Genomic DNA, 18,162 nt, shown 5'->3' with positions numbered 1-18,162 from the left:
CCATGGCAACCATGGACATCTTCGAGGGCGACGCCTTCAGCATCATCGAGCTCACCCGGGCTCTGGAAAACATCCCCTTCAAACCGGCGATCCTGTCGGGTGCAGGCCTGTTCGGATCGCGCGGTGTGCGCCAACGCACCGTGATGATCGAAAGCCGCGATGGCACGCTGTCGCTGATCCCGTTCTCGGAACGGGGCTCTGCCTATGAGCAGCAGGTGCCCGAACGGCGCGACATGCGCGCCTTCGTGTGCCGACAGTTCAAGAAGCAGGATGTGCTCTGGGCCTCCGAGATCCAGGCCATCCGCGACTTCGGCTCGGAAACCGCCACCCAGCAGGTCCAGACCGAAGTCGCCCGCAAGATGGCGCGGCTGCGCAACGATGCCGAGGCCACCTTCGAGTTCCACCTCTTCAACGGCATTCAGGGCGTGGTGAAGGACCCCAAGGACGGCGCCACGGTGATCAATTACTATACAGAGTTCGGCATCACCCCGGCGGCCGAGGTCGACTTCGATCTCGACAACCAGTCGCCTGCATCTGGCGCCCTGCGCAAACGCTGCCAAGCGTTGATCGAAAGCGTGGAAGACAGCCTCGGCGGGCTGGCTGCCGGTCAGGTCCAGCTCCGCGCAGAATGCGGCTCGGCCTTCTTTGCCGATCTTGTTGCGCACAAGGAGGTGCGCGAGACCTATCTCAACACCGCAGCCGCAGCCGATTTGCGCGGCCGCGTCGGCGAAGAGGTCAGCTTTGGCGGCATCACCTTCCGCCGCTATCGCGGGGGCCTCGGCTTCGGCGTGCCCACGGACAAGGCGTATTTTTACCCCGAGGGGGTCGAGGGGCTGTTCGAGATTTACTACGCCCCGGCCGACACCTTCGAGACTGTGAACACGCTAGGTCTTCCGCTCTATGCGCGCATGATCCCTGATCGTGATCGGGACGAATGGGTGCGTCTTGAGATTGAAAGCAACCCGTTGCCGATTTGTACGCGCCCGCAGGTCCTGCGCTCGGCCAAGCGGACCTGATGAGCGCCTTTGCTGACGCTTTAGGGGTGCTCTTCCTTGATGCCAATCTCTCGGTCGAGATTTGGCATCGGGACAGCGAAGGGCAGTTCACCCGTGCCCGGGGCATTCTGCGCCGACCCGACGAGATCACCGAGTTCGGATCGGCGCGGCTCATGTCAGACACCACCCGGATCGATGTCCGGGCGGCGGATATCCCAAATCCCCGCCCGCAGGAGCAGGTCCTGATCGGGGAAGAGACCTTCCTGATCCAGGGCGAACCACGCCGTGACCGCGAGCGGCTCATTTGGACGATAGATCTGACCCCCGCATGAAACTAGGCCTTGATATCACACCGGACCTCGTCGCCGTGATGGCAGCCGAGATCAAGGCGGGCGAAAAGGCTGTCAGTGCTGCGATGCGGGAAGCTGGAAAAGACCTGAAATCCGCTTGGCGCGGGCAGATCACGCAAGCGGGGCTTGGCCGTCGCCTCGCGAATTCGATCCGGAGCCAGACCTATCCAAAGGCTGGTGAAAGCCTCAAAGCGGCTGCGCTGGTTTGGTCGAAGGCCCCGGTCATCGTCGGCGCGCACGACACGGGCCCTTTGATCCGCTCCAAGGACGGGTTTTGGCTCGCGATCCCCACAGCGGCGGCAGGCAAAGGTCTGAAAGGTGGGCGCATCACGCCTGGGGAATGGGAACGGCGGCGGGGGCTACGGTTGCGGTTTGTCTATCGGCGCCGGGGACCGAGCCTCTTGGTGGCCGACGGGCGGTTGAACAGCCGCGGACTGGGCGTTGCATCGCGGTCAAAAACGGGCCGTGGAAAATCGACGGTGCCGATCTTCTTGCTCGTGCCGCAGGTGAAACTGGCGAAACGGCTCGATCTGGCGCGAGATGCAGAACGCGCGCAGGCGGCGGTGCCGGGGCTTGTTGTCGACAAATGGATCTTTGAGAAGATCAATCCGTCGAATTGAGACACGGGTGATCTTACCGTCATGTTGACACGTGAGGCGGGAGCCGGTTCAAACTCTTTCCTTGCTGTGTATAAATGGCGTCCGTGGTCGCTCTCGCTCGTTGCAACGCCTGCACCCGCACGAGAGCGCCCTATACTACCTATCGAGAGGCAAAGATGTGTCGAGCAAGATCCCGCTGAATGAATTTGCCGCTGCAGTGGATCGCCCGGAAAGTTTGATCCGCATGTTGGCTAAAGCTTGGGAGATTCCATTGGATGGGGGCACAGTGCCATTGCCTTCAGCTGTACGATTGGTGCGCCTGTTTGAGAGTCGTCACAATACAGGCATGGATGAGGCGGAGCAGTGTCGCAAATCGCTTGACCGCGCCAAGGACCGTGAATTGGAATTGCACATTGCAATTGATATCTTGAAGCGCGAGCGCGCCTCGCTTGAAGCGCGTCTTGAAGAAAATCGTAGGCATCTTGATCGCGCTGAAGCCCGAGCAGACCGGCTGGAGGGCAAGCTGCATGAAATGTCTCAAAGCCTAGCCTATCTCGTGGATCAACGCGATCGCATCGTTGCTCGAGGTGTCATGCGCAGCCAAGTGCATGAGCAGTTTCAAGATGGTCGCCCTGTTTTGGTTTTGTCGCGTCCGGTTGCTTGACCACGCTTTAGGTACACCCTGCCAGTCACGAACTGGCATGCCATAAGGCAAAAGGTTTTAAGTCATACGCGTCTACTATTCCGCCAAGGGGACTTTGGTAGGCCCGGCAGGACTTGAACCCGCAACCAAAGCGTTATGAGCGCTCTGCTCTAACCAATTGAGCTACAGGCCCGCTGGCTTTCTATTTGGCGGGTTTTACGTCGGAAAACAACCTCATGTCGATCCGAGAAACCATCCTCGCAGCGCTGCTCGCGCGGCTCTCGGCGCTGCCCGCGACTGTCCTACGCGGCGAAGTCCTGCCCGAAAAGGTGCCGCCCAAGGGTCTGTTGATCCTGCGAGACGGCGAGCCGGGGGAGCCGGAGGTGACCCTGTCGCCACTCGCCTATCACTACCAGCATCGCGCCGAGATCGAAGCAGTCGTGCAGGGTGCCGCACGAGACGCCGCGTTCGACGCACTTTGCACTAGCATCGGGGCAGTGCTCGCCGCCGACAGGACGCTCGGTGGACTGTGTGACTGGACTGAGGCAGAGGCGCCGCAGCCCGTTGATTTGCCCGTAGAGGGCGCGGCCAGTCTGAAAGCTGCCGTGATCCCGGTGGTGCTGCATTATTCCACGGCCGATCCGCTCGGCTGACCCCAATCATCTGAGGAGTTGAAACATGGCACGAGCCCAGGGGGCGCGGGCGCTGATGGCGCTTGCGTTCGAGACGACCTATGGAGCCGCCCCCGTGGGTGGCTTTACCAGGATACCTTTTGCGAGCACCTCTTTGGGGGCGGAACAACCACTGCAGACCTCGGAGTTGTTGGGCTACGGCCGCGATCCGCAGGCACCGATCAAGGACGCGGTGACGGCAGATGGTGACGTGGTGATCCCGATCGATGCCGAGGCCTTTGGCTTCTGGCTGAAGGCAGCGTTCGGCACTCCCACGACGACTGGAACTGAAGCACCCTATACCCATGAATTCCGCTCTGGAAACTGGGCGCTGTCGAGCTTCTCGGTTGAGACCGGCATTCCCGAGGTCCCGCGCTATGCGATGTATTCCGGCTGTATGGTGGACAGCCTAAATTGGCAAATGGCGCGGTCCGGGTTGCTGACGGCCACCGCGAGCGTTGTTGCACAAGGCGAGGAAATCGCCTCGAGTACGTCCACTGGAACGCCTGCCAGTATCGCGCTGAAACGCTTTGGTCATTTCAACGGTTCGATCACGCGAAACGGGGCCAATATCGGTAACGTTGTCTCCGCCGACCTTACCTATACCAACAATCTCGACCGGATTGAGACCATCCGCGCCGATGGCAAGATTGACGGCGCGGACCCGTCGATTGCGGCGCTCAACGGTAATGTCGTTGTGCGCTTTGCGGACCAGACGCTGGTCACCCAAGCGATCAACGGCGAGGCTTGCGAGTTGGAGTTCTCCTATACCCTGCCCACGGGCGAGACCCTGACCTTGACCGCCCATGCCGTCTATTTGCCTCGTCCCCGTATCGAAATCTCTGGCCCGCAAGGCGTGCAGGCCACCTTCGACTGGCAGGCGGCGAGTGATCTGGCGGTGGGCCGGATGTGCACCGTCACGCTTACCAATGACCGCGAGGATTACTGATGCTGCGCCTGAACCTGTCGAACGAACCACGCTGGCTCGACCTTGGCCATGATGTGCGCCTACTTGTAGAGCCCCTAACAACCGCCATCATGCTGGCCGCGCGCAGCGATCCGGCGATTGTCGCTGCAGCAGCTGATGCCGAAGCCGGCACGTCCAACGACGACCTCGCGCGCATCGTCGCCAAGGCTGTGGCCCGTATCGTCGTGAGAGACTGGGAGGGCGTCGGCGACGAGGACGGTGAGCCATTGGCGATCTCGCATGACGGCATCGACGCGCTGCTGGAACTCTGGCCGATATTCGAGGCCTTTCAGACGAAATACATCGCAGGCGCGCTTATTCTGGATGCGGAAAAAAACGTCTGACCGCTCTCGCCGAGTGGGAATTCGGCGGGGGCGGTGACTACTGCGCGGCCTGTTCCTTTGCTTGTGCGAATTGCCCGCGCAGTTTGCATAAACCGTTGACCCTCGAGGGCTGGCAGGTCTGGGATCTGGTGCAGCGGCTTGGCGGCCAGGTTCGGGTGGCGGGAGGCATGAGCGGCGGTGCAGTCCTCGGTTGGGATATGGGGGCAGCGCTACAGCTTGGGGCAGCCCTTGGGCTTTCGCCCCTCATCCTCGCTGAACTGTTGCCGCCCATTGAGGCGGTGATGGTGCGCAAGATCAACGAAACCTTGCAGGCCGGATCAGGCCTGACCTGACCTCGTTTCCATTGGGAACGAGGTCTTATGCTCTGAGGACACCTTTCCATGGCAGAAAAGCGCGTTTCCGTCCGGCTCTCCGCGACCGGCGGCCGCCAAGTGCGTGCCGAGCTGGAAGGTGTCGGCGAGGCCGGATCGCGCGGCTTTGGTCGTCTCAGCCGCGAAATGGAACTCGCGAACACCCGCATGGCCGCCTTCGCTCGCCGGGCGCGGATCGCCGCGACCGCTGCCGCCACTGCCTTAGCCGGTGCGGTTGTCGCGATGACCCGCTCAACCGTGGCAGCGGCCAACGAAATCAACCAGCTTTCCCAAGTGGCTAATGCGAACCCGGAGGTCTTCCAGCGCTGGTCGGCGGCCTCCGCCACGGTTGGGATCGAGCAAGAAAAGCTCGCCGACATCCTGAAGGACGTGAACGACCGCGTCGGAGATTTCCTGCAAACCGGCGGCGGGCCGATGGCGGATTTCTTCGAGAACATCGCACCCCGCGTGGGCGTCACCGCTGATCAGTTTGCGCGACTGTCCGGTCCCGAAGCTCTGCAGTTGTACGTCTCGAGTCTCGAGCGCGCAGGCGTCAGCCAACAGGAAATGACCTTCTACCTCGAGGCCATGGCGTCGGATGCGACCCGGCTTATTCCGCTCTTGCAGAACGGCGGGGTGGAAATGACCCGCCTCGGAAATCAGGCGCAGCGCCTTGGTGCTGTGCTCGATGCCGATGCGATTGTGGCGATGCGTCGATCTGAACTGGCACTCGTCAGTATCAGTCAGGTCTTTGAGGGCGTGCGCAACCGGGTGGCCGTGGCACTGGCGCCATCGCTCGAGGCCATGGCCAACTCCTTTGTCGCGTTGGCCTCATCTACTAGCCCGATCAGCCGTGCGTTTGATGCCGTTCTGGCCAACCTTGACCGGCTGGCGATCTACGCAGGCACCTTTGCCACGTTTTTGGCAGGACGCTGGGTCGCAGCCATGGCAGCCGCTGCGCTGTCCGTGCGTGGTTTGGCCACGACGCTCGTCGTTCTGAAAGGCGCCCTCATTCGCACGGGCATCGGCGCTCTGATCGTGGGCGCCGGGGAACTGGTTTACTGGTTTACCCGTCTGGCCTCAGGCGCGGGCGGCTTCGGTGAAGCCATGCGGCTCTTGAAGGATGTCGCAATCGAGGTCTGGGATCGGATCAAGATGGGCGCGTCGGCTGCTGGGGCAGGAGCCACGGCGATGTTCTATGATCTGAAGGCGGACGCCGCTTCCGGCATGGCCTCGGCCATCGAGAGTGTCGTGCGGTTCGGCAATAATACCGCCAACACGTTTGAGGGTGCGCTTCTCGCTGTGCGCGAGATATGGTCGCGCTTGCCGGCAGTGATCGGCGATCTCGTCTTCTCTGCGGCCAACCGCATGCTCGACGGGATCGAGGCCATGCTGAACGGCGCGATCCGCCGGATCGACGCCTTCACCGGCCGCATTCGTGACGCTCTGGCCGCGGTCGGCATCGAGACCACCTTCGGCGAAATCGGCGAGATCAGCCTCGGCGACATTGATAACCCCTATTGGGGAGCGTCGGCTGATGCAGGGACAGCTGCAGCGGAGGCGTTCCGGCGTGCCTTTGAGGACAATCCGCTCGCCGCCCCCGACCTTGGGCTGGACGGCATCGCAGCTGAGGCGCTGGCGACCGCCAATACATATCGGCAAGCGGCGACGGATCTTGCAAATGGGGCGACGGCACCGCTGACGTCTTGGGCCGCGCTGCGTGATGCAGTAGCGGATACAGGAGATGACGGAGCTGCGGCGCTGGATGAGGCCACCACGTCTGCTGACCGCCTCGCTGATGCGGTGAGCAGGGCGGGTGGAGCGGCTGGACAGGCGAAGGATGCTATCGTCAAGGGCTTTGGTGCTGTGTCGAAATCGCTCTCAGACTACGCGAAGTCGGCGCTTGATTTGGGCAAGGGTCTTGGCGAGAGCCTCATGGGGGCCTTTCGAGGGGCGGAGAGCGCCTTTCGCAGCTTCGTCGAGACCGGCAAGCTCGATTTCAAAAGCCTCGTGCGCTCAATCCTTGCCGATCTTGCGGTTCTCGCTTTCAAACGCGTGGTGCTGGGGCCCCTCGCCAACGCGCTCTCCGGCATTTTCGGTGGCGGATCTGTGACGGCAGCCGTCTCGCACACGGGTGGCATCGTTGGATTTTCGGGCACGCAGCGTGCCGTTCCGGCACTCACCTTCGCTGGTGCGCGAAGACTGCATGCCGGCGGTTGGGTCGGACTCAAACCCGATGAGGTGCCAACGATCCTGCAGCGCGGCGAGCGGGTGCTGAACCGGCGCGAAGCTGCCCAATATGCCGGTGCCAGACAGGGTTCGGGCGGGGTCACCGTCAACATTGATGCGCGCGGGGCGCAAATGGGCGTGGCGGAACAGATCGACGCCCGGCTGCGTGCCGCTCTGCCGGAGATCAAGCGTGTTGCCATTCAAAGCGTCGCCGAGCGCCGCGCCAGAGGCTATGCCATATGACCGTTCCATCACTGCCCCTGCATCTGGTTGAGAGCCTCGAGAGACGCTTGGCCACGAGTGTGACGGCCGCCACTTCGGGATTTACTGGCAGCCAGCAAGTGCAGGACTGGGGAGGAGAATGGTGGGAGTTTACCTTCGAGATGGCACTGTCCAAGGGCAGGGATGCGCGGCGGCTGTCTGCCTTTTTCTCGGGACTCGGCGGAATGCGCGGCCTGTTCCTGTTCTGCGATCCCTCGGCCGGTCGTTCAAACCTCCTGGCTGACCCCATCGTCAGCGGCGGCGGTCAAACCGGGAATACGCTTGTCACAAGCGGATGGGCAGCCTCATCGCTAGCGCTTGAGACGGGCGACTTCGTTTCGCTTGGCGGCGATACCGATACGCGGCTGTACCAGGTCACAGCAGATGCCGTTGCGGATGCGGAGGGCGCGGCGACACTGCAGATAACACCGCGACTGCGCTCTTCGCCCCTGAGTGGTACCCCCCTGGAAATCGCCGCACCTGCGGTTCTGTTGCGCCTCACCGGTTCGGTGCCCACACGGATCAACAGGGCCGACAATCACCGCTTCAGCGTGACTGCCCGGGAAGCGCTCTGATGAGCCGTGATGTTACAGCAGGTTTTGCGACGGCGCTGTCGGCACAGTCGTTACGCCCCATTTTGCTCTTTGAAGGGGAGTTTGCGTCGGGTTGGGTGCGGGTCTGGTCCGGACTCGGAGAGCTTGCCTGGGATGGCAAGATCTGGACCGGCATGGGCAGCCTCATCAGCATTGGCGCTGTTGAGGAAACCAGCGATGTGGTCGCGAGCGGAACCATGATCTCGCTCTCGGGCGTGCCGCTGGAGATGGTTGGGATTGCCATCGAAGAAGCGCGACAGGGCAAACCGGGGCGGGTCTGGTTGGGATTGCTCGACGATACCCAGAACGTCATTGCCGATCCGGTGCAGGCCTTCCAGGGACGGCTCGATGTGCCAGAGATCACGGACAATGCACAAAGCTGCACTGTGACCATCAGCTATGAAAGTCGGCTCATCGATCTCAATAGACCGCGCAGTTGGCGCTACACCCATGAAAGCCAGCAAGCCCTTCACCCCGGCGACCTTGGCTTTGAGCATGTCACGACCATTCAGGACAAGGAAGTCACCTGGGGGCGTGGATGACGTTAGGGCTTTGAAGAGATGGAGGCATTGGTGGCATTGATCCGCACCAATTGCGGATAACCGGCCCGGCAGCGTCCCTGCATGTTGGTGATGCTGGGCCGTTCTTCCGGGCAATCTGCAGCGATGATCCCAAGTGCTGTTGGTAGCGGCGTATTAGGGCCTACGATCTCGCAGAAGCGCGTCTTGGAGTAGCGCCCGAACCGGCCGCATTCCGGGCAGGCTATCTCAACTGTCTCGTGGGGAAAATCAAAGGCGCGCATGCCGCAGAGAATGATCTGAACTTCACAGGAGAGCAAGATGCAGCGGGATGCGAGAGTACCCGATTGGGAACGCCGCTTGGTGCAGGCCGTTGAGAGTGTCCGCCGGAAGCCTTTTTCCTGGGGCACTCACGATTGCGCAACCTGGGCTTTTGATATCCGGCGAGACCTGACCGGTGGGGAAGACATCGCTGCGTCGTGGCGGGGCCGCTATCGCACCGCACTGGGCGCGCATCGCGTCATGAAACGCCTTGGCTGGGACAGTCTTGAGGCAGCGGGGCGGGATTTGCTCGGGACGCCTTTGCCCTCAGTTCTGCAAGCTAAGCGCGGCGATTTGGGCTTGGGTGGGTCAGAGCCGGCGTACGGTGTCTGTGTGGGTGCCAAAGTGGCGTTCGTTACCTCGGACGGCCTCATTTTTTTGTCAGTCTCCGACTGCTCGCTCGCCTGGAGGGTTTGAGCTTCATGCCACCAGTCGTTCTTGGGGTTGCCGCATTGGGCGGCGCGGCCCTTGCCGCGGGCGGAATCGGCGCGGCCTTGGCAGCCGGTGGTCTTATTGGGATCGCGGCGAACTTCGGCGCCTCCATGCTGCTGTCGGCGGCAGCGCAAGCGCTCATGCCACAGCCCACGGTGGCGATGCAGGCGCGGACCGTGACGGTACGAGAACCCGTGATGCCTCGGGAGATGGTTTATGGCCGCGCGCGCAAGGGCGGGGTGATCGTCTTTCTTCATGCGAATGGTGACAAGGATCAGTACTTGCATCTGGTCATTGTCCTGGCGGCCCATCGTGTCAAATCAATCGGGGCGATCTACTTCGAGGGCGAACAGGCTATCGACGCCAGTGGCTCGGCGCAGGGACGCTGGTCTGGAAAGGTCACCGTGGAAAAACGCCTTGGCCATGAAGGCCAGAGCGCCTTTGCGGGGCTTGTCGAAGACGTGTCCGAACATTGGACCGAGGATCACCGCTTGGCAGGCTGCGCTGCGATCTATCTACGCCTGACCTATGACGCTGATGCTTTCCCGGGTGGTATCCCAAACATCACTGTCGACATGGAGGGGAAGGACGACATTCTGGACCCGCGTTCCGGAGAACAGGTCTACACAGAAAACGCTGCTCTCTGCGTTGCCGATTACATGGCGCATGCGACCTACGGGATTGGGGCTGGCATCGGCGCTGAGGACGGTATCGACGTCGACACGCTGGTTGAGGCCGCAAATATCTGCGACGAGGCGGTGCCGCTTGCGGTTGGTGGAACGGAACTTCGATACACGTGCAATGGCGTTGTGACGCTCTCGGAAAGCCCGAAAACCATCATCGAGGCGATGCTGACCGCCATGGCTGGGCGCTGCATATGGCAGGGCGGGCGATGGCGACTGCAGGCAGGGGCCTATCGTATTCCAGAAGTCACGCTTGATGCGGACGATCTGCGCGAGGGCGGTCTGCAACTCACCACGCGTCTCAGCCGGGCCTCGAACTTCAATGCGGTGCGGGGACAGTTCGTCAGCCCTGAGAATGACTGGCAGCCGGATGACTTTCCGGCTTATGCCTCGGAGGTCTACCTTACCGAAGATGGCGGCGAACAGATTTGGCGCGATATTGCGCTGCCGTTTACGATATCGGCTGCGGCAGCCCAGAGGTTGGCAAAGATCGAGCTTGAGCGTGCGCGACGCCAAATGAGCGTGAAGTTCGATGGCAAGCTGAGCGCCTGGTCTGTGGCGGTTGGGGAGACCGTGCAGCTTGATTATGCCCGCTGGGGCTTTGCCACAAAGCCTTTTGATGTGCAGTCGATGCGGTTGGACCTGGTGCAGATGGGCGATGCGCCGCTTCTGGTTCCGGAACTTGTTCTGCGCGAGACCTCACCACTGATCTACGACTGGGACGCGTCCGAAGAGCAAATCTACACGGCCGCACCCCGCACGAACCTGCCATCGGCTTTTGCCGTTTCGGCACCAGGGCGCCCGGAGATCTCTGAGGAGCTATACATCACCCGCGACGGCGGAGGGGCAAAGGTTCTGATCCGTGTGACCTGGGCGGCGGCTGCCTCGAGCTTTGTCGGCCAGTATCAGCTGGAGGGGCAGCGTGACGGGGGAGCTTGGCTCGATTGTGGCCGCACCAGTGGCACTGTGCTTGAACTGCGTGATGCGAGCCCGGGGCACTGGAAGTTCCGCGTCAAGGCGATCTCGGTATTAGGTGTGTCTTCCGATTGGCGCACGCGTGAGGCAGAGATCCTCGGGCTCACCGCTCCGCCCGAGGCGCTGCAAAACGTGACCCTGCAGACGGCGGGCGGTCTGGCCATCCTGAAATGGACCAGGGCGGCGGATCCGGATGTGCGTGTGGCGGGCAATATCGTCATTCGCCACAGCACCGAAGGCATCCCCACCTGGGCCAATAGCTATTCCATGGACCGAGTGGCGGGATCGGAAGCCATTGCCGTGGTCCCGCTCAAACCCGGCAGTTATCTGATCCGGGCCGAGGACAGCGGTGGGCGGCTCGGGCCTGTGACCACAGTGAGCACCAAGGGGGCGCAGGCTCTGAGCTTTGCGCCCATCGACAGTTTGCAGGCTGACCCGGGCTTTCCAGGCGGGATGACGGATCTTGCGGTGGTTGGCAGCACATTGCGGCTGGTCACGAGCACGGACGAACAGGGCGTGCCCAGCACCAACACATTGGAAGGCCTTTACGGCTTCGGGGCGGGGCTGGATTTTGGCGTGGTCCGTCGCCTTCGGCTGCGTAGCCAGATCAGCGTGGCGGCGCTGGCGCTTCTGGATCAGATCGATGCGCGGGCGGAGCCCATTGATGCTTGGGCGGATTTTGACGGCACGGAAGGGGCGGAAATCGACGTGGTCGTGGAAGTTCGCGAAACCGATGACGATCCTCTTGGGGCGCCCAACTGGGGCCCCTGGGGCCGTGTCGACAATCATGAAATCGAAGCCCGGGCAATCGAGGCACGGGCCTGGCTCAGGACGGGCGACCCTGCGTTCACACCGGTGGTCAGTGCCCTGCGGCTTCATGCGGACGAGGTGGCTTGATGGCCCAGACCCAAAGCTTTTTGATCGAAAATGACAGTGGTCTGGCGGTGCGCACAAGGATCAACGAGGTGCTGGCCGCGCTACAGTCGGCGAATGCCGGGCCCACCGAGCCGACCGATACACGCCCGGGCATGTTGTGGTTCGACACCAGTGCTTCTCCGCCCCTTCTGAAGATCCGCGATGCGCAGGACAGCACATGGCAGGAGTTCCTTGATGGCGGCACTTACTGAAACGACCAATTCAATCGGAAGACCACCATGAGCGACGGCAGCTTCATCGAAACCATCAACAGCTTCTTTGGAGGCGCGCTGACGACGTTGATCGGCGCTTTTACCGGACGCCTGATGTACCATTCAGGAGAGGTCAGGCTTGGTCGGCGCCGTTTCGTTGGCAAAGAACTTCTTTGGGAAATCCCAGTAGCGGTCGGCATGGCCATTATTGGTGAAGCGGTCGCAAGCTATCTGGGACTGACACAGCCTGTCAGCACAGGACTGGTGGCCATGCTGGCATACCTGGGCCCCCGTGGCACAGAAGCCCTTCTATGCGCTTGGCTCGGGCGCAAGAAGTAAGGCTTCAGCCCGACCTTAAATCAAGAAATCCATTAACCACTTCACCCGCCGCTCTGCGTGCGGGGTAAGGAGGCTATTGCCATGACCCCTTATGACATTGCCAAATCCTACATTGGCGCCACCGAAGGTCCTGGTCCGGCAAACAACCCGGTCATTCTCGAAATGTACGCCTCGGTCGGTCACGATTGGGTGGAGCATGACAGCGTGGCCTGGTGCGCGGCCTTTGTCGGCCACTGCCTGGAACAGGCCGGGATCCGCTCGACGCGGAAACTGACCGCGCGCTCTTATCTTGATTGGGGTGTGCCGGTCGATATCGCTGATGCGCAACCCGGTGACATAGGCGTCATCCCACGTGGATCTTCCAGTTGGCAGGGCCATGTCTTCTTTGTCGATCGGATCGAAGGCGGCTGGGTCTGGGGGCTGGGCGGCAACCAGAGCGATGCGGTCAATGTCAGGCGCTATCCAGTCTCGAAGCTGCTTGGAATTCGTCGAGCAGGCCACGTATCGCCGGCTACGCGCCTGTCCGTGCGCCAAGTTCAGAAACGTCTGAAGGATCTTGGCTATCATGAGGTTGGGGTTCCTGATGGCCTGCTCGGACCACGAACGCGGGGCGCGATCCTTGCGTTCCGAGATGATCATGCATTGCCGTTGCTCTCGATCATCGATGTCGCACTGGAAGAGGCCCTGGTGGCCGCAGAGCCGCGACCTGTCGCACCGGAGCGTGCAGCCGGTATGCCGAAGCGTAGTCGCATTCTCGCTGCCAGTGACGCCCAGATCGGTGTCGGGCTTTTTGGTGTCGTTGGAACCGTTACGGCACAGGCCGCACCGATCCTGTCGGACGCTGAAGCGGCGCAGGACGGGGTGGCGCGGTTTATCGATCTGCTCAGTCTGAACGATCGCCTGTCAGGACTGGCGCCATGGATTGGCCTGCTTTGCTTCGTCGTTGTGATCATTAGCGCCGTGCATGCCCGTCATGCCCGGATCGAGGACCATCGCACCGGAAGGACGATGTGAGCATGCTGGGGTTCATCACCAGCGTTCTGGCAGGGTTGTCGCGACAGGTGGCTCTTTGGCTCAGCTTCGGTCTCGCTCTGGTCTTGGCGTTGGCAATCACTTGGCGGCGGGGCAGGGCGGCAGGCAAGGCCGCCTTTGCCACCCGCCGTGCCGAGGACCGCATTCGCGCGCTCACCACTTCGAGGGATATCCGTCATGATGTTGAAACCTCTGATCCTGCTGATCTCGATCGCCGCCTTGACCGCTGGATGCGGGACTGAGCGCCGCTTCCTGCGCGAGGATTGCGATTGGGCCCAGCCGATCCGTCCGGCGCGCAATGATGTGCTCTCGGTGGACACCAAAACCCAGATCCTCGCCCATAATGAGATTGGCGCGCGCCTGTGCGGGTGGCGCCCATGACGTTGACCCGTGGCTTTCAGTTGCGGCCGCAACACTGCTTGTATTTGCGGCCCGAACCGCAGGAACATGGATCGTTCCGGCCGGGTCGCGGACCTGCTTTGAACGGTTGGCCCGGGAGGTTGGCCGGAACCTGCCCGGCGAGTTCGGGGCGAGATTGGTGGAGGATTGTCGCCACGCAGTTCGGGATCAGATCGGGGGCCTCCCGGTCGATCTCATCGATCTCGTCATCCGTGAAATTGCTTTTTCCGAGGTAGATGTCCTGCAGCGCCATGATGAAGATCATCGTCGCCTGCGTTTCTTCATCTGCTGCATCCAGCAGGTGTGACCAGGTATCCGGCCTGAGGCCCATCGCGCGGGTAAACCCATCGACCCAGGGTTCCCAGAGGGTCTCATCGCTGTTGGGATCGACCTCATAGATAGGCTCAATCCAGAGCGAATGCGTGATCGCGTCGGCCACGGAATTATAATGGGCCATGACGGCACCGATTGTCTCTTCGGCTGTCTTCTGGTCGGGAAACTCGGCTTCTCCTGTTTCCCCCCAAACGTGCGGCAACCATTCGGATGGTGGAATCATATCCGGACAGGCCAGAACGCCGGTCACATACCCATCCAGCTCGCTGATCGTCATGGGCATGTTCTCCGTGGGCAGCGCATGCAGCAACACGCTGAGGCGATCAAGGTTTTGTTCGGATTGTCCCATGCAGTTTCTCCCGGCATTTCCGGGGGTTTCTTAGCTGTGAGTTTGCCAAGTCGCAATCCGGCGCAATACCGGCTTTTGGAGCTAAACATGACGACTATCACTTTGACCGAAGGTCCGGCCGTGCTCGTTGGCTATGAATATCGTCTGCAACTCGAGGCAGAAGGTGCGCTGTTTCCAGACGAGGCGCGTTTTGCCGCGCAGCTGCGGGGCAAGGTCAACGACGAAACCGTGCTGGCCACGTTGAGCAGTGAAAGCGGCACGATCCTGCGGCGCAGCGACAACACGATGGACCTCATCATTCCGGAGACGGTGACGGGCGCGCTCGCACCCGGATCCGTCGTGCTGGATCTGGTGCGAAGCGATCTTGTTCCGCCGCTGCACATGAATGTCTTTCTGGAAATCCCCGTGCTGCTGCCGGTGACCCGAGGGCTGTAATTATGTCCAAGGTTGTCAATCTCAGTGCCGCAACGGGTCCCATCCGGCTCCGCGTCATGTCCCACGAACCGATCACGCTGCGGCTGGGACATGCTCCGATCGGGCTTCGTCTTCTCGGCACTCCAGGACCGCAAGGAATCCCGGGCCCACAAGGCGACAAGGGTGATCAGGGTGCGCCCGGGATCACCATTCTTCCCACCGATACTCCCATCAATGGAGGGCATTTCTAATGGCCAACACCATCCAGCTCAAACGCCGCGTCTCAGGTAACGCCGGTGCGCCCGCCGCGCTCAAATCCGGCGAAATAGCACATAACGAGGTCGACGATACGCTCTATGTCGGCAAGGGCGATGATGGATCAGGCAACGCCACCACGATCTTGCCGCTCGGCGGACGTGGGGCGTTCATGGATCTTGGGAATTCCCAGACCATCGCAGGTGCCAAGACTTTTTCCCTGGTCCCGAAATCTGCGCAAGACGCGGCCGCGGCAACCGATCTTGTGCGCAAATCGCAGTTCGATGCGGGACTTGGGGGAAAGGCAGCGGCCAGCCACGGGCACGCAATCGGGGATGTCAGCGGGTTGCAAACGGCGCTGGATGGCAAATCAGATGAGGCGCATGGTCATGCGATTGCCGATGTGACGGGATTGCAGACGGCGCTCAATGGGAAGGCACCCTTAGCGTCGCCTGCGTTGAGCGGTGCGCCGACTGCGCCGACGCCTACAGTTGGAACAAACACCACCCAGATCGCAACAACAGCCTTCGTACAGTCGGCACTTACGGGTTTCGGGGCGGGCGACATGCTCAAGTCCACCTATGACAGTGATGCCGACGGCAAGGTCGATGCGGCTGAGGCGGCGGACAGCGTGCCCTGGGCTGGTATCACCGGCAAACCGTCCAGCTTCACGCCATCTGCGCACAGCCATGCCATCTCCCAAGTCACAGGGCTGCAAGGTGCTCTGGACGCCAAGGCGCCCCTGGCATCGCCCGCAATGACCGGCACGCCAACTGCGCCCACGGCGGCCAATGGCACCAGCACGACACAGGTGGCCACGACAGCCTTTGTCTCGGCCGCCATCGGTGCACTGATCGATGCCGCACCCGGAGCAATGGACACGCTGAATGAACTGGCCGCGGCCCTTGGGGATGATCCAAACTTTGCCACGACCGTGACCAATGCACTCGCCGACAAGCTGGCCAAGGCATCAAACCTGGCCGACGTGCCGAACAAGGCGACAGCGCGCGCGAACCTCGGACTTGGATCCATTGCCACCCAGGCGGCCAGCAACGTGACCATCACCGGCGGCAGCATCTCCGGGATCGCGCTTGATGGCGGGACATTCTGATCCCCGACAGCTTCGACTTGATAGTCAGACAAGGAGGCAGGCCAAATGGCCCTCAAGATGAAACGCTCCGCCGTGGCGGGCAAAGTGCCCACGACGGGGCAGCTGGATCTCGGTGAGCTTGCGGTCAACACCCACGACGGCAAGCTCTATCTGAAACGCGACGATGGCGCTCAGAGCATCCAGCGGCTAGCCAATGCAGGCCAGGACGAGGACTTCGAAAACCTTAGTGCGCGCAAGCTCACCTTCGACAATCTGGAGAAATCCGGGCTCTCGAGCGATGGCGATCTGGGGTTTGACGCATCGCAAGGGTTGATCATTTACCGCACGCAACAAGGTGTGGATGGCGCAGTCACGGTTCTTGACGGGGCGAACATCGAGGCGGGTGACGGTATTGCCATCACCAATACGGGGCTGGGGGGCACCGGCACTCAGAAGTTCACCTTCAGCGCGACATCCGGTTTGCCATCGCTTACGGCGGGCGCGAACATTCGAAGTCGCGTCGATGGGCAAACCAATACCACCAGTACCAGTTGGATCACCCGTCATACGTTCGAGTTTCTTCAAGGGGGTACGATCCGCGTCGTGCATGATCTGATGCGGTCTGGAAGCTCCGGGCCACAAACCCGTATCAGGCGTTTACGCAATGGGTCTTGGACCACAATCGCCACCTATACCGCGACGACCAGTTGGGTCACGAAAACTGCCGATGTCGCCGTGAAAATGGGGGACCAGGTGGCCGTTCAGTACAAGGGAGCGACCACCGGGACCGGAAAAGACATTCAGTATCACAACATCTACATCCGCAATGTCCGGTTCCAGACAGGAGGTGCAGATCTCTACCCCGGCATCTCGAAAGCAGTGGAGGGCAACAGTGTATAATCCGCGTTTCTTGACGGAAGATGGTGACTTGATCGCTGTCGATGTCGATCCCGACACGATTGCGACATTCGAAAAGGGAGTGAATCCGGAATACGATTCCGCCTTGGTAGGCGGCTTCGGATCTGTCGCGCCATATGCACCGGTGGCGGATGATGGTCCCGCCACGCCAGACCCGGTCGTTTCCCGTTTCCAGGCCAAGGCAGCGCTTCTTCAGATGGGACTCCTTGATCAGGTTGAGAATTTAATGGCGGGCATGGACCCTATGACCCGGCTTGCCTGGACAGAGGCGGTAGAGTTCCGTCGTTCAAGTCCGCTCCTCAATAGCCTTGCGCCGTATTTGACATGGCCGGATGGAGCAGCGCTCACCGAGCCCGATTTGGACGAACTGTTCAATCTTGCCCAAACCATCGAGGTGTAATCCAGATGCGCTATGAACAGATCCGGCTTGCTGAGGCCGCGCCGCATTTTGAGGCGATCGCAGAGATCGTGACCGCCGTGCGCGAAACCAAGACCTTACCGCCCATCGACGCTCTGGCGGCGCTGCTGAGTTTTGCCAAACGTGGCGACACTGCTGCGCTGGCTTGGGAGGGAGACCGCATTGTCGGTTGCGTCTGCCTTGCGGCTTGTCATCACTTTATCACAGACCCCGACTGGGTGCCGGTCAAGGTTCGGCTTGTCCGTGACGGAATTGATCTCGCAAAAGTTGGATGCACGCATTTCGTCTATTTGCATCCCGATTATTGGAGGCAGGGAGTGACGCTGGCGCTTACGGACCATGCGCGACGATCGAACCCGATGTTTACCCATACGTTGCTGCATGGGTTTGCGACGAAGGAACTTCAGAATTGGGCTGCGGGTCTTGATGGGGTGGTCGACGTTGGTACGCGGCAGGGGAGAAGCGTATTCGTGCGCGGTATTGCCAGGGCATCCTAGAACCGGGTTTTCGGTGACCAGTCTATTGCTCGCACTCAGACTTAGTTCCAATGATCTCGG

The 18,162-nt window shown here is 61.3% G+C and carries 24 protein-coding genes and 1 tRNA gene; 22 read left to right on the top strand and 3 right to left on the bottom strand.

Annotation, left to right across the window (positions count from 1 at the left end):
- The first annotated feature begins 2 nt into the window (after positions 1–2).
- The 4 genes from ACOQOQ_RS14605 to ACOQOQ_RS14590 all read left to right on the top strand — a co-directional run bounded on the left by ACOQOQ_RS14605 (position 3) and on the right by ACOQOQ_RS14590 (position 2,608).
- Positions 3–1,016, top strand: coding sequence for a major capsid protein (locus tag ACOQOQ_RS14605; RefSeq protein WP_420567722.1), 1,014 nt, complete (start codon positions 3–5; stop codon positions 1,014–1,016).
- Positions 1,016–1,327: a head-tail joining protein gene (locus tag ACOQOQ_RS14600; protein ID WP_420567721.1), complete on the top strand. Its 312-nt coding sequence runs from the start codon at positions 1,016–1,018 to the stop codon at positions 1,325–1,327. The genes ACOQOQ_RS14605 and ACOQOQ_RS14600 overlap by 1 nt, the downstream gene beginning before the upstream one ends.
- On the top strand, positions 1,324–1,965 hold the full coding sequence (locus tag ACOQOQ_RS14595) for a DUF6441 family protein (protein ID WP_420567720.1): 642 nt from the start codon (positions 1,324–1,326) through the stop codon (positions 1,963–1,965). The genes ACOQOQ_RS14600 and ACOQOQ_RS14595 overlap by 4 nt, the downstream gene beginning before the upstream one ends.
- Positions 1,966–2,122: 157 nt before the next feature.
- Positions 2,123–2,608 (top strand): hypothetical protein, encoded by a 486-nt coding sequence (locus tag ACOQOQ_RS14590; protein WP_420567719.1) that lies wholly within the window; start codon positions 2,123–2,125, stop codon positions 2,606–2,608.
- A 95-nt stretch (positions 2,609–2,703) separates the two neighbouring features.
- Here ACOQOQ_RS14590 and ACOQOQ_RS14585 read toward each other — a convergent pair.
- A tRNA-Ile gene (locus ACOQOQ_RS14585) sits at positions 2,704–2,780 on the bottom strand.
- A gap of 43 nt (positions 2,781–2,823) precedes the next feature.
- On the opposite strand from ACOQOQ_RS14585, the gene ACOQOQ_RS14580 reads away from it, so the two are divergent.
- The 7 genes from ACOQOQ_RS14580 to ACOQOQ_RS14550 all read left to right on the top strand — a co-directional run bounded on the left by ACOQOQ_RS14580 (position 2,824) and on the right by ACOQOQ_RS14550 (position 8,544).
- Positions 2,824–3,240 carry an acyl-CoA transferase gene (locus ACOQOQ_RS14580; protein ID WP_420567718.1) on the top strand — a complete coding sequence of 139 codons (417 nt, stop codon included), beginning with the start codon at positions 2,824–2,826 and terminating at the stop codon, positions 3,238–3,240.
- A 25-nt stretch (positions 3,241–3,265) separates the two neighbouring features.
- The gene (locus ACOQOQ_RS14575) at positions 3,266–4,207 is read left to right on the top strand and encodes a phage tail tube protein (protein ID WP_420567717.1); all 942 of its coding nucleotides are present in this window, start codon (positions 3,266–3,268) and stop codon (positions 4,205–4,207) included.
- Positions 4,207–4,569: a hypothetical protein gene (locus tag ACOQOQ_RS14570; RefSeq protein WP_420567716.1), complete on the top strand. Its 363-nt coding sequence runs from the start codon at positions 4,207–4,209 to the stop codon at positions 4,567–4,569. The genes ACOQOQ_RS14575 and ACOQOQ_RS14570 overlap by 1 nt, the downstream gene beginning before the upstream one ends.
- A gap of 167 nt (positions 4,570–4,736) precedes the next feature.
- Positions 4,737–4,901: a DUF7697 family protein gene (locus tag ACOQOQ_RS14565; protein WP_420567715.1), complete on the top strand. Its 165-nt coding sequence runs from the start codon at positions 4,737–4,739 to the stop codon at positions 4,899–4,901.
- Positions 4,902–4,949: 48 nt separating this feature from the next.
- Positions 4,950–7,391, top strand: coding sequence for a phage tail tape measure C-terminal domain-containing protein (locus ACOQOQ_RS14560; RefSeq protein ID WP_420567714.1), 2,442 nt, complete (start codon positions 4,950–4,952; stop codon positions 7,389–7,391).
- Positions 7,388–7,984: a hypothetical protein gene (locus ACOQOQ_RS14555; protein WP_420567713.1), complete on the top strand. Its 597-nt coding sequence runs from the start codon at positions 7,388–7,390 to the stop codon at positions 7,982–7,984. The genes ACOQOQ_RS14560 and ACOQOQ_RS14555 overlap by 4 nt, the downstream gene beginning before the upstream one ends.
- Positions 7,984–8,544 carry a hypothetical protein gene (locus ACOQOQ_RS14550; RefSeq protein ID WP_420567712.1) on the top strand — a complete coding sequence of 187 codons (561 nt, stop codon included), beginning with the start codon at positions 7,984–7,986 and terminating at the stop codon, positions 8,542–8,544. Before ACOQOQ_RS14555 ends, ACOQOQ_RS14550 begins: the two co-directional genes overlap by 1 nt.
- Before the next feature lie 2 nt (positions 8,545–8,546).
- On the opposite strand, the gene ACOQOQ_RS14545 is transcribed toward ACOQOQ_RS14550, so the two are convergent.
- Positions 8,547–8,930 (bottom strand): hypothetical protein, encoded by a 384-nt coding sequence (locus tag ACOQOQ_RS14545; RefSeq protein ID WP_420569794.1) that lies wholly within the window; start codon positions 8,928–8,930, stop codon positions 8,547–8,549.
- Here ACOQOQ_RS14545 and ACOQOQ_RS14540 point away from each other — a divergent pair.
- From ACOQOQ_RS14540 to ACOQOQ_RS14515, 6 genes are all read left to right on the top strand, one after another.
- A complete protein-coding gene (locus ACOQOQ_RS14540) occupies positions 8,842–9,258 on the top strand; it encodes a DUF6950 family protein (RefSeq protein WP_420567711.1) in 417 nt (138 codons plus the stop codon). The two genes, ACOQOQ_RS14545 and ACOQOQ_RS14540, sit on opposite strands and share 89 nt — an antisense overlap.
- Positions 9,259–9,263: 5 nt before the next feature.
- Positions 9,264–11,828: a phage tail protein gene (locus tag ACOQOQ_RS14535; protein ID WP_420567710.1), complete on the top strand. Its 2,565-nt coding sequence runs from the start codon at positions 9,264–9,266 to the stop codon at positions 11,826–11,828.
- Entirely contained in the window at positions 11,828–12,058 is a 231-nt protein-coding gene (locus ACOQOQ_RS14530; RefSeq protein ID WP_420567709.1) for a hypothetical protein, read from the top strand. The genes ACOQOQ_RS14535 and ACOQOQ_RS14530 overlap by 1 nt, the downstream gene beginning before the upstream one ends.
- Before the next feature lie 27 nt (positions 12,059–12,085).
- A complete protein-coding gene (locus ACOQOQ_RS14525; RefSeq protein ID WP_420567708.1) occupies positions 12,086–12,397 on the top strand; it encodes a phage holin family protein in 312 nt (103 codons plus the stop codon).
- Positions 12,398–12,478: 81 nt separating this feature from the next.
- Positions 12,479–13,411: a TIGR02594 family protein gene (locus ACOQOQ_RS14520; protein WP_420567707.1), complete on the top strand. Its 933-nt coding sequence runs from the start codon at positions 12,479–12,481 to the stop codon at positions 13,409–13,411.
- Positions 13,412–13,606: 195 nt separating this feature from the next.
- Complete coding sequence (locus tag ACOQOQ_RS14515) at positions 13,607–13,810, top strand: hypothetical protein (protein ID WP_420567706.1); 204 nt, start codon at positions 13,607–13,609, stop codon at positions 13,808–13,810.
- A 16-nt stretch (positions 13,811–13,826) separates the two neighbouring features.
- On the opposite strand, the gene ACOQOQ_RS14510 is transcribed toward ACOQOQ_RS14515, so the two are convergent.
- Positions 13,827–14,510 (bottom strand): UPF0149 family protein, encoded by a 684-nt coding sequence (locus ACOQOQ_RS14510; RefSeq protein ID WP_420567705.1) that lies wholly within the window; start codon positions 14,508–14,510, stop codon positions 13,827–13,829.
- Positions 14,511–14,597: 87 nt separating this feature from the next.
- Between ACOQOQ_RS14510 and ACOQOQ_RS14505 the strand changes: the two genes are divergently transcribed.
- From ACOQOQ_RS14505 to ACOQOQ_RS14485, 5 genes are all read left to right on the top strand, one after another.
- Positions 14,598–14,945 (top strand): hypothetical protein, encoded by a 348-nt coding sequence (locus ACOQOQ_RS14505; RefSeq protein ID WP_420567704.1) that lies wholly within the window; start codon positions 14,598–14,600, stop codon positions 14,943–14,945.
- Positions 14,946–15,174: 229 nt separating this feature from the next.
- The gene (locus ACOQOQ_RS14500) at positions 15,175–16,290 is read left to right on the top strand and encodes a head decoration protein (protein WP_420567703.1); all 1,116 of its coding nucleotides are present in this window, start codon (positions 15,175–15,177) and stop codon (positions 16,288–16,290) included.
- A gap of 45 nt (positions 16,291–16,335) precedes the next feature.
- The gene (locus ACOQOQ_RS14495) at positions 16,336–17,169 is read left to right on the top strand and encodes a hypothetical protein (protein ID WP_420567702.1); all 834 of its coding nucleotides are present in this window, start codon (positions 16,336–16,338) and stop codon (positions 17,167–17,169) included.
- Positions 17,162–17,587: a hypothetical protein gene (locus ACOQOQ_RS14490; protein ID WP_420567701.1), complete on the top strand. Its 426-nt coding sequence runs from the start codon at positions 17,162–17,164 to the stop codon at positions 17,585–17,587. The genes ACOQOQ_RS14495 and ACOQOQ_RS14490 overlap by 8 nt, the downstream gene beginning before the upstream one ends.
- Positions 17,588–17,592: 5 nt before the next feature.
- Entirely contained in the window at positions 17,593–18,102 is a 510-nt protein-coding gene (locus tag ACOQOQ_RS14485; protein WP_420567700.1) for a GNAT family N-acetyltransferase, read from the top strand.
- The last annotated feature ends 60 nt before the right edge of the window (positions 18,103–18,162 follow it).

Source organism: Thalassovita sp. (assembly GCF_965218685.1).
Lineage (GTDB): Bacteria > Pseudomonadota > Alphaproteobacteria > Rhodobacterales > Rhodobacteraceae > Thalassobius.
The sequence above is the reverse complement of the archived record's forward strand: the minus strand, read 5'-3'. Positions and strand labels throughout refer to the sequence as shown.